General features: G+C 40.0%; 11 protein-coding genes and 2 pseudogenes. 6 read left to right on the top strand and 7 right to left on the bottom strand.

Annotation, left to right across the window (positions count from 1 at the left end; all coding sequences use genetic code 11):
* Positions 1–150: 150 nt before the first annotated feature.
* Both AC5JMK_RS14170 and AC5JMK_RS14165 read right to left on the bottom strand, forming a co-directional pair.
* Entirely contained in the window at positions 151–663 is a 513-nt protein-coding gene (locus AC5JMK_RS14170) for a transposase (RefSeq protein ID WP_495910393.1), read from the bottom strand.
* The gene (locus tag AC5JMK_RS14165) at positions 621–1,190 is read right to left on the bottom strand and encodes a helix-turn-helix domain-containing protein (protein WP_495910392.1); all 570 of its coding nucleotides are present in this window, start codon (positions 1,188–1,190) and stop codon (positions 621–623) included. Before AC5JMK_RS14165 ends, AC5JMK_RS14170 begins: the two co-directional genes overlap by 43 nt.
* Positions 1,191–1,273: 83 nt before the next feature.
* On the opposite strand from AC5JMK_RS14165, the pseudogene AC5JMK_RS14160 reads away from it, so the two are divergent.
* Positions 1,274–1,482 (top strand): annotated as a pseudogene (locus tag AC5JMK_RS14160) (winged helix-turn-helix domain-containing protein); the annotation flags it as partial.
* Between the two features lie 396 nt (positions 1,483–1,878).
* Here the strand turns inward: AC5JMK_RS14160 and AC5JMK_RS14155 are convergent.
* The 5 genes from AC5JMK_RS14155 to AC5JMK_RS14135 form a co-directional block, all read right to left on the bottom strand.
* Entirely contained in the window at positions 1,879–2,169 is a 291-nt protein-coding gene (locus AC5JMK_RS14155) for a hypothetical protein (RefSeq protein WP_495910391.1), read from the bottom strand.
* 142 nt (positions 2,170–2,311) lie between these two features.
* Complete coding sequence (locus AC5JMK_RS14150; protein WP_495910390.1) at positions 2,312–4,573, bottom strand: heavy metal translocating P-type ATPase; 2,262 nt, start codon at positions 4,571–4,573, stop codon at positions 2,312–2,314.
* A 67-nt stretch (positions 4,574–4,640) separates the two neighbouring features.
* Positions 4,641–4,841: a heavy-metal-associated domain-containing protein gene (locus AC5JMK_RS14145; RefSeq protein WP_096678098.1), complete on the bottom strand. Its 201-nt coding sequence runs from the start codon at positions 4,839–4,841 to the stop codon at positions 4,641–4,643.
* A gap of 219 nt (positions 4,842–5,060) precedes the next feature.
* Entirely contained in the window at positions 5,061–6,236 is a 1,176-nt protein-coding gene (locus AC5JMK_RS14140; RefSeq protein WP_495910389.1) for an MFS transporter, read from the bottom strand.
* 51 nt (positions 6,237–6,287) lie between these two features.
* The gene (locus AC5JMK_RS14135) at positions 6,288–8,840 is read right to left on the bottom strand and encodes a TonB-dependent receptor domain-containing protein (RefSeq protein WP_495910388.1); all 2,553 of its coding nucleotides are present in this window, start codon (positions 8,838–8,840) and stop codon (positions 6,288–6,290) included.
* A gap of 515 nt (positions 8,841–9,355) precedes the next feature.
* On the opposite strand from AC5JMK_RS14135, the pseudogene AC5JMK_RS14130 reads away from it, so the two are divergent.
* The 5 genes and pseudogenes from AC5JMK_RS14130 to AC5JMK_RS14110 all read left to right on the top strand — a co-directional run.
* A pseudogene (locus AC5JMK_RS14130) lies at positions 9,356–9,553 on the top strand (RNA-guided endonuclease TnpB family protein); the annotation flags it as partial.
* 994 nt (positions 9,554–10,547) lie between these two features.
* On the top strand, positions 10,548–12,131 hold the full coding sequence (locus AC5JMK_RS14125) for a fatty acid--CoA ligase (RefSeq protein ID WP_495910387.1): 1,584 nt from the start codon (positions 10,548–10,550) through the stop codon (positions 12,129–12,131).
* A gap of 142 nt (positions 12,132–12,273) precedes the next feature.
* Complete coding sequence (locus AC5JMK_RS14120) at positions 12,274–13,530, top strand: MFS transporter (RefSeq protein WP_495910386.1); 1,257 nt, start codon at positions 12,274–12,276, stop codon at positions 13,528–13,530.
* Between the two features lie 360 nt (positions 13,531–13,890).
* On the top strand, positions 13,891–14,769 hold the full coding sequence (gene scoE, locus AC5JMK_RS14115; protein ID WP_495910385.1) for a (3R)-3-[(carboxymethyl)amino]fatty acid oxygenase/decarboxylase: 879 nt from the start codon (positions 13,891–13,893) through the stop codon (positions 14,767–14,769).
* 53 nt (positions 14,770–14,822) lie between these two features.
* Positions 14,823–15,380, top strand: a complete 558-nt coding sequence (locus AC5JMK_RS14110) for an FcoT family thioesterase (RefSeq protein ID WP_495910384.1) — start codon at positions 14,823–14,825, stop codon at positions 15,378–15,380.
* Positions 15,381–15,392 lie beyond the last annotated feature (12 nt).

Here is a 15,392-nt window from a genome sequence, read left to right as displayed (position 1 = left end):
GTTCTCTTTTTTTTCAAAAGCCTCCTATTGATATATTAGGAGGCTTTTGTTTTTATTTTTTATTGGGTATAGGAATCCTATTTGATTTTTGAATAAGCTCCGTACATCTGTAGAGTGTCAAAATCAAAGGTAGTGTGTCTAATAAACCACTCAAATATCAACTTTAAATGTGAAAATGAAGGAATTAAAGCACAAAAACGCCGAACCCATGTTTTGGCTTGCAACCAAATATCCTAAGCGCGGATTTTGTACGGGGCAATTAGGGGCGAAACGGACACAGTGTATTTTCCATTGCTCAGTTGGTAAGCTTTGATTAACAGAGTCTAAGAAACCTCTAATTTCCTTGGAGCGGTGGTAGCTAGCCCCATCCCAAAAAATTAGTAATCGTTGGTCGGGAGAGTCAGCTAGTAAGTATTCTAGGTAGTCGATAGTATTTTTTGAGTTTCCCGCATCGTAAGCTTTGAGAACTAATTCTCCAAGGAGATAGTCAACTGCCCCATAGTATGTCTGCTTATCTCGCTCGTTCACAACTGGGACTGCTATTTCTTGGTCACTTTTTCCCCATACGTAACCACTTAAATCTCCCCACATTAAATGACACTCATCCATTAACAGTACTCTCAACTTTCCTGTTTCGATTTCTTCTCGGTGATGTGCCAGCAATGTTTCAATCTCTTTTTTTTTTCTGCAACAGCATCTGGATTGGCTTTGGGGTTCAATTTTGTGGTTTTCTTCCAACTGATTCCTGCTTCGCAGAACAGGTCATAGTAACTTTGTTTTGACTCATAAACCACGTCGTACTTAAAAGCTAGCTTATATTCCAGTTCACCAAGCTCCCAGATATCTTTGGTTTGTAGCCAAGCCAAAACTTCTTCTCGTTGTCCACTCAAAAGGTAGCTTTTCCTCCCTTTATAGTTCAGGCGTAGTCCCTCAACTCCATCTTCTTCGTAGGCTTGCTTCCATCCTGTTATTGACCCTCGTGATACGTCTAAAATTGTTTGGATTTCATCATATAGGTAACCTTGATAAACCAGCTTAACTGCCAACGCTTTCCTTACCTCACGCGCATCTGGACGTAAATCTATAAAATTTTGTAGTTCGGCGATCGCCTCCACTACCATTCCCTCTGTTGACTGTTCCTGCGATACTCCTACCGTCAGTGTGGCTGTTTGTGAATGCTGACTTATCATTGTTCACTCTTAGACTTGTACGCCTCACCGTATTTTCTCTTAGTCTTGTTCAGAAATCAAATAGGAGTCCTATAGGAGTCCTATTTGATGTGATTTATGAGTCAAAACAAAGTTACTACGACTTGTTTGATGCAGCAGGAATCAGCTCGAAGAAAACCACAAAGTTAAATCCCAAAGCAGACCCAGATGCTGTTGCGGCAAAAAAAAAGAGATTGAAACACTTTTGGCAACCCACCGTGAAGAAATTGAAACGGGAAGATTGAGAGTATTGCTAATTGATGAGTGTCATTTAACCCTCTTGTGTCACTCTCCGAAAACTTTTGCAATTTCTGAATTCTAGAGCTTTTATATACGAAGCGTTCACGTAGTGTGCCGTATGGCGTATCGCAAGACTTTTTTCTAATAACAAATAGAACCACCAAGTTTTTGTAATAGGATAGCTTGTATTGATGGACTGATAAAGCTTCTAAAGATTGCCCTCTCGGAAAGTGACATAAGAGGGTTAATGTGGGGAGACGCCATTGGTTATGTGTGGGGAAAAACTGACCTGGAAATCACGGTTCCAGTCGTGAATGAGCCAAAGACTCACTCAAAATGAGCGAACGCCGAGCTACATATTTGAGGGACATACTTGAGGGGGAGAAAGCGCTTGCCGTCGGCAAGCGCTTTCTCCCCCTATCAATGATTATCATTCTTGTTTAAGAACTGTTTCTTGAATTTTTTTGATTAATTTATTTTTTGGAAGTCCCTTGCTCAGCAAAAACCACCATAACTCCAGTCCTATCAATCCTAATCCGCCAGCAGTAACGGCTCCTTTTGCCCATAAGGGTTGTTCGATGCGACGGAACTGACCCGTTTGCTTCGTTTGAGATGGTTGCATCTGTTCGTGGGACATTTGTGCAACTGCTTTGTTAGAAGCAATTCCAAACACCAATCCCAAACTCGCAACACTGCCAATGATTGCTATTTTGTTCATCATTTAAACATCTCCGTTGGCGAATGTTTCTATATTGCAAGCTACGCTAACGCGCCGGAAATAGCTCCTAGCAAAAATCCAAATCCTGCCAAGGTTCCAAAAAATGTTACTTTCTTAAGCATCGTTACTACTCCTTGTGATTTATTCAACCAATTGTTTTAGGTTGAAAGTTACGCAAACGCAGCGCATTTGTTACTACGGAGACGGAACTAAACGCCATTGCTGCACCTGCAATAATGGGACTAAGCAGCCAACCGAAGATGGGGAAAAGAATTCCTGCTGCAATTGGAATACCAGCGACGTTATAGATAAAGGCGAAAAAGAGATTCTGACGAATGTTGCGAATCGTCGCACGAGAGAGTTGAATGGCGGTAACAATACCTTGTAAATCTCCAGAGATGAGGGTGATGTCACTAGCCGCGATCGCTACATCTGTTCCTGTGCCAATTGCCATGCCGACATCGGCTTGAGCTAGCGCCGGTGCATCATTAATGCCATCCCCGACCATTGCGACAATTTTGCCTTCCGACTGAAGTTTCTCGACAGTCTCGGCTTTTTGATCCGGGCGAACTTCAGCAAAGACTCGCTTGATACCCACTTCACGGGCAATAACTTCGGCAGTGCGGCGATTATCCCCAGTCAACATCACTACTTCCAATCCCATTTTCTGCAATACTCGAATCGCGTTCACAGAAGACGGTTTCACCGCATCGGTAATGCCCATAATCCCTTGGATTTTGCTATTTACTGCAATCCAGATGACCGTTTTACCAAGATACTCCAAGCGATCCCAATGTTCCTGCAATGCACCTGTATTAATACTTAACTCATTCATCCAACGATGAGTGCCAATTTGTACCCATTGACTTGACACATACCCTTGCACACCACTACCAGCGATCGCTTCAAAATCCTGTGCATCAGTTAACTGCACACCTTGAGATTGAGCATAATTGACAACTGCTTCAGCCAAAGGATGTTCTGAATTGCGTTCTACAGATGCTGCAAGGTTCAGAAGATTTAGCTCATTGCCATTGGCTGTACCGTTAACGGTTACAAAATCGGTGACAGTCGGCTTACCTTGCGTAATTGTACCCGTTTTGTCGAGAACGACAGTCTTAAGCTTGTGCGCGAGTTCCAGACTTTCTGCCCCTTTGATGAGAATGCCATTTTCTGCCCCCTTACCCATTCCTACCATAATAGAAGTCGGCGTTGCCAAGCCAAGGGCACAAGGACAAGCAATAATTAACACACCGACAGTGGTAATTAGTGCCATCGTCACATTGCCCATGATGTTGTACCAGATGACAAAGGTGGCGATCGCAATGGCAATCACAGCTGGTACAAACCATCCAGTTACTTGGTCAGCTAATCGTTGAATCGGTGCTTTTGAACCTTGAGCTTGCTGCACTAACTTGACAATCTGCGCCAAAAATGTATCTTTACCCACTCGTGTTGCTCGGAATTTGAAGCTACCAGTTTTGTTAATTGTGGCTCCAATCACTTCATCTCCCGGCCGCTTCTTCACAGGCACACTTTCACCCGTGACCATTGCCTGATCGATAGTTGAGGAGCCATCAATAATCTCGCCATCTACCGGAATTTTTTCACCTGGACGCACTAAAACAATATCGCCTTCAATGACTTCGGCAAGTGAAATGTCCACTTCTGTGCCATTGCGAATAACGCGAGCTGTTTTAGCTTGCAAGCCTACAAGCTTACGAATTGCTTCAGAAGTTTGTCCTTTAGCACGATTTTCAAGCACTCGTCCTAGCAAAATCAGAGTGATGATGACTACAGCTGCTTCGTAGTACACATCAGGCGGTAATCCTCGGTCGGTGAAGAACCCAGGCTTGAAGGTGGGGAAGAGGGAATAGACATAAGCGGCACCTGTACCAATCGCTACCAATGTATCCATTGTTGCTGTGTGACGTTTGAGGGCTTTCCAAGCATTGATAAAGAAGGATGCACCACACCAAAACAGCACTAGAGTCGCCAGCACAAGCTGTAGCCAGGGATTGTGCATCCACATGGGAATAAAGGGAATGGACAACCCTGTCATCATCGGTAGTGAACCAATGACTATAATGGCGCTGATCATGCCGCCAATCCAAACTTTTCTGACTAACGCTCGATTTTCTGCTTGGCGTGCCTGCTGTTCTGTATCATCGTCTGCGGTAAATAAATCATCGTCTTGCATGGGTTGAGCAGAGTATCCCACCGCATCTACCGCATCGCAGATTGCTTCTGGGTCAGTTTTTCTCTTGTCATAGGTGACAGTGGCTTGCTCTGCCCCAAAGTTGACGCTACACTCATTCACACCACCAATAGAGCGAATCGTATCTTCAATTGTTTTAGCGCAAGAGGCACAACTCATACCCCGCAGTTTCAGATTCGTGTTTTCCATCTAGACCTCCGCGCATTGTACTCCCGTCAAATCTCCTAACGATGTCCTGAACTGCTTTTGAAAGAATTTAGTTGTAGGTAACGGTATAACCTGCGGCTGTAATTACTTGTGTGATGGCAGCTTCTGCTGCTTGAGTTTCAATCTGGACAAGCTTAGTTTTGGTATCAGCTTGAACAGTTGCGGCTGGATCGACAGTTTTCACCGCTTTTGTGATGCTTTCTTCACAGGCAGAACAAGCCATGTTAGGAACTTTGAGTTGAAGTGTCATTTGATATACTCTATTTAATGAACTAATCCCATTTTGAAATCTCCATCTTGCTGGAGAGTCAAGGGGTAGTGAGAAAAAATTTTTGGAACAAGGCGAAAGTCACTCATTCAAAAGGCACTTCCTAAGAAAAAGTGCTGGTACTAAGCCCCTAAATTTATTTATGGGGATTATCTTTTTACTTTTTACTTTTATCTTTTTACTTTTTAAGAATAGATAGCGTTAATCGACAGGATATTTAGTAATAACAAACACACTCAATAAACTTATAGCTGCACTGATGATAAACGTGGGGGTGTATCCCGTGCGCTGTGCGAGAATCCCGCTCAAAATTGTGGCAGCAATTCCACCTAAAAACATGACTGAAACTTGAATAGTATAATCAGTAGCAGCAGTTGCGCGATCGCTCTTATCCATCATGGCACTAAGCAAGGCTGTATAGGCCATACTTTGAGTTCCACTGACTAGAATACACACCGCATACAGCACAGGTAAACTGGCAATGCCCATTGCTGGTACGATATACAAAAGTGCAGTAAAAGCTGCTATCAGTCCAAACAAAATTAAAGAACGCCTGCGTCCCAAGCGTGTAATCATCACTCCAGCAACCAAGGCTAAGACAATGCGGGCGCTGTAGCTAACTACACCCAATAACCAGCCAATGTCTGATAAAGACAAACCCCTATCTACCAAAAGCGGACGAATCATGGTAGTTGTCATACTTTCACCCGCCATATACAGTAGAACGACGAAAAGCCACGGTAGCATTTTCGGGCGAGAGAAAAAGCGAACAAATGTTTGGAAATAAGATTTGTTAACTTTTGAGTTGGCGATCGCTTGTTCTTTATGAAGCAAAGTTGGTATTAAATTGAGCAGCATGAAAACCGACATTGCAATTAGACTATATCGCCATCCCACTTTTTCTAACAGAATCAGCGCCCCACCACCACCAATAATCGCCCCAAAAAAATTTCCCCCAGCTTGAATTGCATTACCTAATCCTCGTTCTTGAGGTTCGAGCAAATTTACCGCTAATGCATCAGTAGCAATATCTTGGCTAGCAGAGAACAAACACGCCAAAAACATGCAAATGAGCAAGCCAATTAAATTATTTTGAATATCAATAAAAGCACTGAAAAATATAATTGCTATTAACAACAATTGAAAACAAATAATCCAACCGCGATAATGTCCTAAATTCCCTATACGGTAACGGTCAATTAAGGGCGACCAAAGAAACTTTAACCCAGAAGGAAGAATTAAAAAACCCAGAAATCCAATTACCTCAAGCGACATATTTTGTTGTCGCATAAAAACAGGTAATGCCTGAAGAAAAAATGTTGTCGGTATAAACTGAGAAGTATAAAGGGTAGCAAGCAAAATCAGTTTATAAAGCATAGCTTACAAAAAAAGCAGAGGGCAAGTGATAAAACTGATAACTGATAACTGTTAAAGATTCGCACGAAATTGCACACCATAAGTTACTGGATCACCAAATCCCGCCGTCACATTTGGTGGTGGGAAAAAGAATCCAGAAGTAATATAGCGAGTATCAAACAAGTTATTTGCATATAAATAAATCCCATAATTAGTCCCTTCGTAACCAATACGAGCATTTACCAATGCGAATGGATCTTGCTTAATTTGATTGGCATCATCAAAATAATTTGTACCGTAACCGCGTAATTCTAAACGAGCAAAAATTCCACCCGGACTACGATATTGAGCTGCTAAATTATAGGTAAATTCTGGTGAAAGGGGAACGCGATTGTCACTAAAATTTGCACCAGTAAATGGATTTCTATAATCTTGGAATCTACTGTCTACATAGCCAACCGAGCCAATTAAATCTAGTCCCTGCACAGGAGTGGCTTTAAGCTCAAATTCCACTCCGGTGATGTTGACATCAGCATTGGCGACGTTGCGGAAAAACCCGAAGTCATCAGTTAGTAAAACTTGATAACCATCGACATTGGTATGAAATACGGACAAATTTGCTGTTAATCGATTGTCCAGCCAAGAAGACTTTAAACCGACTTCGTAAGTCCAAGACTTTTCCTCTCCATATCGGCGTGTGTTTTCGGTGTCAGCGCGGTAGTTGAATCCGCTTGGTCGATAACCTTTAGAGATTGTGCCATAGGCCATTAAATTAGGGTTGAATTGATATTGCAAACCAAATCGAGGAATCCATTCATCGCTTTTGATATCTGCTCCCCGCAGTTCGGGACTGCTAGGGATGACTCCGCCATTAGGAATTTCAAAGACACGCTGGCGATCTAGGGAGATATTAGAAGCTTCATAGCGCAGACCAGCAAATAGGGTTAAAGGTTCAATTGGTTTGTAGTCTAGCTGTCCGAAAACCGCGTAGGTATTACGAAATTGTTCTGCAATCACGCGATCGCGTCCTGGGGAAAATAAGCCAAATGCTGCGGCTCCAGTTTCTGTGTATTCCAGCGTATCATTATTAGCATTAAATTCGCGAGATTCATAGTATCCACCTAAAAGCCAGCGTAAGCGGTCAGCACTTTCTGGGGACTGAAACCGGATTTCCTGTGACCAGACTGTAGAATTTATACCGATAATCTGCCGCAGAAAGTCGCGCCGGGGGACGTTATCTCCTAAAAAGTTATCTTGATTAGTAAAGCGCCGTGCTGTAATTGAGGTAAATTGGAAACCTGTACCGTCATAGTTAACTTTTAAAGCTTGGGTATCACTACTAACTCGCGCATGACCATCAACTGTTTGCTCACTTTTAAAGGGATCGTCACTGTTGCGGGGGACAAAGGTAGGATTACCACTATCGGTATAGTTAGCGTAAGTATTAAATGAGACGTTCCATTCTGGGGTTGGTGTCCACAGGACTTGCGCTCGTCCGACTAGTTGCGATCGCTCTCCAACTGTGCGATCGAGAAACACATTATCTACCAAACCATCTCGTCCACTGTAGACTCCAGCAAAACGAAACCCAAGCTTGTCAGGAATCACCGCATTGCTAAGTGATAATTGCACTTCCCGGCTATTATAGTTGCCATAACTAGCTGAAAATAGCATTTCTGGGGAATCCGTTGGCTGACGGGAAATGACATTCACCACCCCACCTGGACTGCTTCTACCATAGAGCGTACTTTGTGGACCTCGCAGTACTTCTACTCGTTGTAAATCAATCAAACCCAAGTCTAAAAAGCCACCGTAATCAAACGGCACATCATCGATATAAAAGGCGACGCTATCTTGGCTAGCAAGAAAGTTAAAGTTGCTCAAACCCCGCATACTGTAGTAGTTAAATTCCGCAGCGCCAGAAGATGTCGGAAAAAAGCTAAAGTTGGGTGTGTTGTTGGCGATATCAGTGAAAGAATTAATTTGAGCATCTTCGAGTTCTTGCTGAGGAATCACTGTCAGACTCAGTGGTACATCCTGTGCGTCTTCTGAGCGTTTCTGCGCGGTTACTGTCAGTTCAATATCTGGTTCATTAGGTTTTTGGCTATCGGCTGATGTTTGAGTTTCAGGTGTTATTGGTGTCACCCCCAAAACTAAACCTTCATTGCTGTCAAACAGTTCGACTTTTGGGACCTGTGTTGTTCCCACTACGGTGATTTGGATACTATTTGCATCCTGATTGAGCGCTGCTATTTCCGTAATTCCCGCAACTGGCTTTTCTTGACGGAAGGTATTACCACTTGCTAAACGCAGTTGTGCATTGGGAATATTTGCAATAAAGTTATTACCTTCTATTTTAGTTGTGACTTGCAATTTGTCAGATGTAGTTGTTTCTAAAATAACTTCCAAACCACTAGCAGTCTGATTCAACTTTATCCCTGTTACTAAAAAAGTAGACTGCTCTTGTTGAGCTAGCCACTCCTTAACACTTATGTGAGGAAACTGAATATCTGAAAGTTGAGGAATTTTATTATCTTCTTTTGTCGTAGCTAAAGCTTGTTGATTTATAAATATGGCTAGTATGACAGCTAGTCCAAAATTTCCCAGTAGATACAGTTTCCTCATTTAATCCTCACACCAAAAAATAATCTCAAATTGTCAAGAAAAATTGACAAAATTCAAGCTATTAGTAGCAAATCAACTAAAGCGCTTATGTTGCTCAATTGTTTGCCTTGGCGGTAACAGTGTCAAATGACGAACTGTCAAACTTGTAAATCTGTGTTGAAAATAGGAATAGGGGATTAAGAAATAGATTTTCATGCTTTTATTGTGGGCGCGAGCCTCTTTAGAGAGGAGCTAGGCTAACACCTGTGGAGGTCTAGCTACCATTTCGGCAAGCGCAAAAATCATTTCGGCAAGCGCAAAAATCATTTCGGCAAGCGCAAAAATCATTTCGGCGAGCGCAAAAATCATTTCGGCGAGCGCAAAAACTAACTTCTACTTCCTTGCTTTACAGTGATCAAAGCAGAAAGCCCATGAGGGACCACGCATTTGGCTTGGGAGATAGGGGCAGGCTTAATAACTCCTGCGATACGCCCAATCATCAACTCGACTATACAACGAAGCCTGCCCCTATCTCTAAGATTCGCCCTCGCAAGAAAGGATTCCCACGATTCAAAAAACGTGGTCATTCTGTAGAGTACAAAACATCAGGATGGAAGCTTTCTAATGATAGAAAATACATCATATTTAGTGATGGTTTTAATATTGGTAAGCTTAAGTTAATTGGTACTCGTGACCTAAGTTTCTACTCCATCAAACAGATTAAACGTGTCAGAATAGGTAAAGAACAACATCAACATAGCGGAAACCAAGTAGGAATTGATGTAGGTCTAGAGTTTTTCTACGAAGAATCCCACGCGCTAAAGCCCAGTGGGAGTGTCAATGACCGTCTGTCTTAAAAATACGTGTGGGGGTGTAAGGAGTTGGAATTATATTTTTTGTCTTTTTTCTACCATAAAAATCAAACCCTAATCATCATTATTTTGCTTAATTTATTTATTGATTAATTATTCTTATAGTAAAGATCAGTTGGTTAATATGCTTTCAAAACTCTTAATAAACAAGCATTTAAGATTAATTTGACTTATTGTCAAATATCAAAAATTTTCCATAGTAAAATAAAAATATATAAAATTACTTTTCAGTAAATATACTAATAAAAAATAGTACTACTTGAGACTATGTTTTTATTTTGTGTATCTATGCAAAGCTTGAAAACATATTTATAAACTAATACATAATAAGAGTATATTTTTTGACTTCTAATTAATTTGCATAAAAAAAGTCAAATAGCAAAAACTCATATGTAGTATTTAATACTCGTTAAGAGCAACAGATTTGAGATTGACAATATTCTCAAATCTGTATTAGTTTAAGTTTTAATGCTTATTTTAAAAATATAATTTTCCTATGCATTTCAAATTAATTGATGATAATTAACCACAAAAATAGGTAGTACAAACTGTAGCAAAATAAATACCATGAGTGCGGTGAGATTATTAGACGATGTTGCAAATTTGGTAATTGTAGTAGATGAATAGAAAGTAAATAGTTGATATTATGCCCACGAAGGTGGTTTAAAAAGCTGGGGAATACCTATAAGCTAATGTAATAAATTTTGAGAGCATAAAAAATTTCCCAGCCGTTTTATGTAACTTAGTATAAGTTGTTAGATAAAACCAAGCAACATCTTCACTTTATGCAACTGATAGTAATAGGTTCAGATAGCTTGTTGCAACTGCACAAAAAACCTGATAATTTTTCTGAGGAATGTCGATGATATATAACAGTAAAATAACAACGTTAGCAGATTTGTCACGTGTGCAAGCACGTCAATTTCCAGACACGAAGGCATTGATATTTAAGGATAAATCACTTACTTATTTGCAATTAGATCGGCGAAGTAATCAAGTTGCAAATTCACTTTTAGCCCAAGGAATTCAACCAGGTGCGCGAGTAGCACTTTTAGCTAAAGATTCACTTAAGAGTTATGAAATTTTATTTGCTTGTTGCAAAATCAAAGCTGTTTTTGTACCTATTAATTGGCGTTTAGCTGCTGCTGAAGTTAGCTATATTCTCAGGGATGCTAATGTTGAAATTCTTTTTGTCGGGGCAGAATTTTATCAGTTAGTAGTATCGATTAGAAATGAGATTGATGGCGTTAAAACCATTATTGCCTTAGAAGAAATTGATGGCAATTGCCTGAGTTATGATATCTGGTCTCAGGAACATAGTGACGAGCCACCAAATATCGTTGTTGCAGCCAATGATGTAGCCGTACAAATGTATACTAGTGGCACTACAGGAAGACCCAAAGGTGTCCAACTAGGACATTATAGTTTTTTTGCGATCGCCAAAGAATTTGCTCAACGAAATCAAACTTGGATAAATTGGAACGCCACTGATAAGAGTTTGCTTACCTTATCTTTATTCCATATCGGTAGTTTATGGTGGGCTATTCGTGGTTTAGCAGCAGGAGCCGAAAATATTGTCTTAGACAATTTTATCGGTGTTGAGGTTCTCCAAGCGATTGAAAAGTATCGCATCACTAAGACATTTATGGTTCCAGCCATGATTCAAGTTTTGTTGAACGAACCATTATGCCAAAAAACAGATTTTTCATCACTAGAATATGTTATCTATGGGGGTTCCCCCATAGCTGAATCATCACTCAAAGATGCGATCGCCACATTTGATTGTAATTTTGTGCAAATATATGGAATGACCGAAACTGGCAATTGTGCCGTCTCTTTACCTGCAAAAGACCATACATCTACAAATAAAAACATCCTCAAAGCTGCGGGTAAACCCTTTCCTGGCGTATCGATAGCCATCATCAACAGTGAAGGTCAAGAACTATCTTGCTTTGAAGTGGGTGAAGTTTGTATCAAATCTCCTGCAAATATGATTGGTTATTGGAAATTACCTGAAGCTACAGCAAAAACCTTAGTAGATGGCTGGATTCATACTGGTGATGCTGGTTATTTTGATGAAGAAGGTTACATTTACATTTGCGATCGCTTTAAAGACATGATTGTTTATGGTGGCGAAAATGTTTATCCAGCAGAAATAGAAAATATTTTATACGAACATCCAGCCATCAGAGAGGTAGCAGTCATTGGTGTTCCAGATGAAGATTTTGGAGAAACAATCAAAGCGATTGTGGTTTTAAAAACAGGCATGAAAGCAACCGCATTAGATATTATTAATTTTGTTCGGGGTAAAATTGCTGATTTTAAGTTACCTAGAAGTGTTGAGTTTACTGAATCTTTGCCAAGAACGCCTAGTGGTAAATTGCAAAAGGCCAAGATTCGCGAGAAATATTGGCAAGGGTATGAACGTCGTGTGAATTAAAGGTTTGTAGTGTAGACGCTCATAAGAGCGGCTTCCGTAAGGTGGACTTTAGTCCTCAAATAAGGACTTCAGTCCTTACTACGAACTAGATTTCAATAATTTTATATTACTTCACATAGTTTGTTTTTTTCAAATCTTTCTAATGACCAATTCTAAAGTTCCACTTTGGAAACCGCTAACTGTACGCAACTTCTTACTTCTATACATCGGTGAAACTGTTTCGCTTCTAGGCGATCAGTTTTACATCGTTGCATTGCCTTGGTTAACAATACAGTTAACTAACTCTGGGATCACGCTAGGTACTGTGTTAATGAGTGCAGCAATTCCCCGTGCTATTTTGATGCTATTTGGTGGTGTGGTGAGCGATCGCTTTTCACCACGATTAGTGATGTTTGTTTCTAATGCTTTACGTGGTTTACTAGTAGTTTTATTTGCAACAATCGTTGCGCTGAAAATCACCAAACTATGGCATATTTACTTTTTTGCTGCGAGCTTCGGCATATTTGATGGCTTTTTTATACCTGCATCTAAATCAATTATTCCCAGTCTGGTATCAAAAGAACAATTAATAGCAAGTAATACTTTAAGCCAAGGAACTTCCCAACTGATTTTGCTGATTGGGCCGGCTTTAGGTGGTTTACTGATTGCAACTGCGGGGATTGAAGTAGCATTTGTCATTGATGGGATAACTTTTGCCATCACAACTATCACGCTTTTGCTCATGAAGGGAACCACAGCAAAAGCAACAGCATTGCATGGAGAATTAAATCAAAATTCTGTATCAACTAAAAAAACTATGAATTTGATTGCTGGTATGCGTGAGGGATTTGACTACACATGGCGCAATCAGCCTTTAAGAATCTTTTTGCTGGTAATGGTAATCCTCAATTTTCTATTTATTGGGCCATTACAAGTTGGGATGACTTCACTAGCTCATAGTCGCTTCCCAGGTGGTGCAGTAGCTTTAGGGATCATGCAATCAGCTTGGGGTGGTGGTGGGTTAATTGGGACACTCACACCTCAATTTGTGCCAAATCTTCCCAATATCGGAGTTTTACTGTTAACTATTGCGAGTGTTCAAGGCTTTGGTTTATTTTTACTTGGCTTTATTGGCAATATAGTACTAGCTAGTATAACAATTGCAGTGCTGGGATTTTGCAGTTGTATTTTCACTGTGGTAGGAATTACTTGGATTCAGAAACAAAGCCAACCTGAAATGTTAGGAAGAGTGATGAGTTTGGGAATGTTTTCTGCTTTTGGTATTGCTCCTCTTTCCTTTGCTATAGCTGGGATTTTAGTGAATTTAAATCTGACAATTATGTTTACTGTTGCGGGTAGCATTATGCTAATTACGAGTCTTGCTTTGGCAGCGAATCCATCGGTACGTAAGATTAGTTAACTATAGAAAGCCGGTTTGATTGATTAATTTCTATGTTGAAAACGGGGAACAGGAAAGTTACCGAACAAGGCAAAAGTAAAAAGTTAAAAGGTAAAAGGTAAAAGAAAGAAATAAAAAGAAAAATGGTTTGATGCCCCTAAATTTATTTATGGAAAAAAAGTAAAAACATTTGTTACTCTACGAGAAGCCGCTCCGCGTCTACGAGTTCCGGAGGACAAGAAACAATACGTCGATTACAAATCCCCTCAATTTATTTATGGGGGATTATCTTTTTACTTTTTACTTTTTACTTTTTACTTTTTAACTAGCTTCGCCAAAATTAAATAATCAAATAAAAGTCATATAGCCAGTGATAAAACTATGAAAGTTCAATATCAAGACAATCAGCGAATGGGAGTTGTTGTTTATGACTTCAATCATAAAACTGCTTCAGATCAAGATATTGAGGATGTGAAGCAACTGATATATGAATACAAAATTGTTGTACTCAAGGAGCAAGATTTTTCACCTGATGAGTATTGCGATTTTGGGTATCGTCTTGGGGAGGTAGAAAAATACTATCAGCCGATGTATCACCACCCAGAAAGGGAAGAGATTTTTGTTTCCTCCAATGTTTCCGAGAATAATCAGCAAGTTGGAGTTCCGAAAACTGGGAAGTTTTGGCACGCTGATTATGCGTTTATGCCGAGGCCATTTGCATTTTCAATGGTATATCCTCAGCTCCTTCCTAGTAAAGATCGTGGCACTTACTTTATTAATATGTCCAAAGTATATCAATGTTTACCAGATGACCTGAAAGCGATCGCCAATCAGTCGAGTTGTTATCACAGTGTCAGACGTTTTTTTAAAATTCGTCCTGAAGATGTTTATCGTCCGATTTCAGAAATATTGGACGAGATTGAACGAGTCACTCCTCCTGTAGAGCATCCAACGACCTTTATTCATCCCGTTACAGGAGAAACCATCCTCTACATTACCGAAGGGTTTACCTATCGCATAGATGATTCAGAGGGAAAACCGCGAGATATAAATATTCTCCAAAAGTTGTTGACTCATTCCGGTCAGTTAGACAAAAGTTTTAAATATCCATTAATAGAACATCATGAATTTGAATTAGGAGATGTGCGGATTTGGGATAATCGCTCTCTAGTGCATTGCGCTCACTATGCTGCAAATTCGGAACCAGCGGTTACATTTCGATTGACCTTGCACGATAGCGATCCTTTTTATCAGTTATAGATTATAACTCTTAAATTTTGCCTTATTTAGTCATTTAATCAGGAGAAAATATAATGTTGAAATTTCAGGATTCAAGTCAACAAAGCGTCAAACAAAATAGTATCCACATCAATAATGATGATATTTTACTAGCACAAGTACTCAAGCCTTATAAAGCTAATTGTCAGTATCTTAAATCTGCTGAAGTAATTAAAGAGGGCGATCCTCAGCATGGGGGACGCGTAATCGGACAATGTGAATTTTCGATCCCGGAATCGTGTTATATCGATGACACTGGTCATTTTAATTCAGTGGAGTTTAATATTTGCTACAACCAAATGATGTATTATGTCATAGCTAAATCTGTGAAAGAAAGATTGATGGCATCATTTCAGTCGTGGACTATGGCAGATTATTGGAATAAACAGTTACCAGATATTTATATTGTGAATTTTGAAAGTTCCTTTCGGCGTGCTATGCAGTCTTCTCAATTTTGGGGTGAAATTGAGTTTACTAATATTCGGATTAGGTCTGGGATGATGTATATAGTTACCAAATGCCGTTATTGGGATGATAAAGATGGTAATTGCAGTGGTAGTGTAAAATTAGTGATTGTAAATTCTCCGGGATAGGTTAACTCGAAT

The organism is Pelatocladus sp., assembly GCF_059505505.1.
Note: the sequence above shows the minus strand (reverse complement) of the source record. Positions and strands in the feature narration are given on the sequence as shown.

Coding starts and splice junctions, on each gene's coding strand:
- AC5JMK_RS14165 (WP_495910392.1), bottom strand. CDS start 1,190: ATGATAAGTCAGCATTCACAAACAGCCACACTGACGGTAGGAGTATCG.
- AC5JMK_RS14155 (WP_495910391.1), bottom strand. CDS start 2,169: ATGATGAACAAAATAGCAATCATTGGCAGTGTTGCGAGTTTGGGATTG.
- AC5JMK_RS14150 (WP_495910390.1), bottom strand. CDS start 4,573: ATGGAAAACACGAATCTGAAACTGCGGGGTATGAGTTGTGCCTCTTGC.
- AC5JMK_RS14145 (WP_096678098.1), bottom strand. CDS start 4,841: ATGACACTTCAACTCAAAGTTCCTAACATGGCTTGTTCTGCCTGTGAA.
- AC5JMK_RS14140 (WP_495910389.1), bottom strand. CDS start 6,236: ATGCTTTATAAACTGATTTTGCTTGCTACCCTTTATACTTCTCAGTTT.
- AC5JMK_RS14135 (WP_495910388.1), bottom strand. CDS start 8,840: ATGAGGAAACTGTATCTACTGGGAAATTTTGGACTAGCTGTCATACTA.
- AC5JMK_RS14125 (WP_495910387.1), top strand. CDS start 10,548: ATGTCGATGATATATAACAGTAAAATAACAACGTTAGCAGATTTGTCA.
- AC5JMK_RS14120 (WP_495910386.1), top strand. CDS start 12,274: ATGACCAATTCTAAAGTTCCACTTTGGAAACCGCTAACTGTACGCAAC.
- scoE (WP_495910385.1), top strand. CDS start 13,891: ATGAAAGTTCAATATCAAGACAATCAGCGAATGGGAGTTGTTGTTTAT.
- AC5JMK_RS14110 (WP_495910384.1), top strand. CDS start 14,823: ATGTTGAAATTTCAGGATTCAAGTCAACAAAGCGTCAAACAAAATAGT.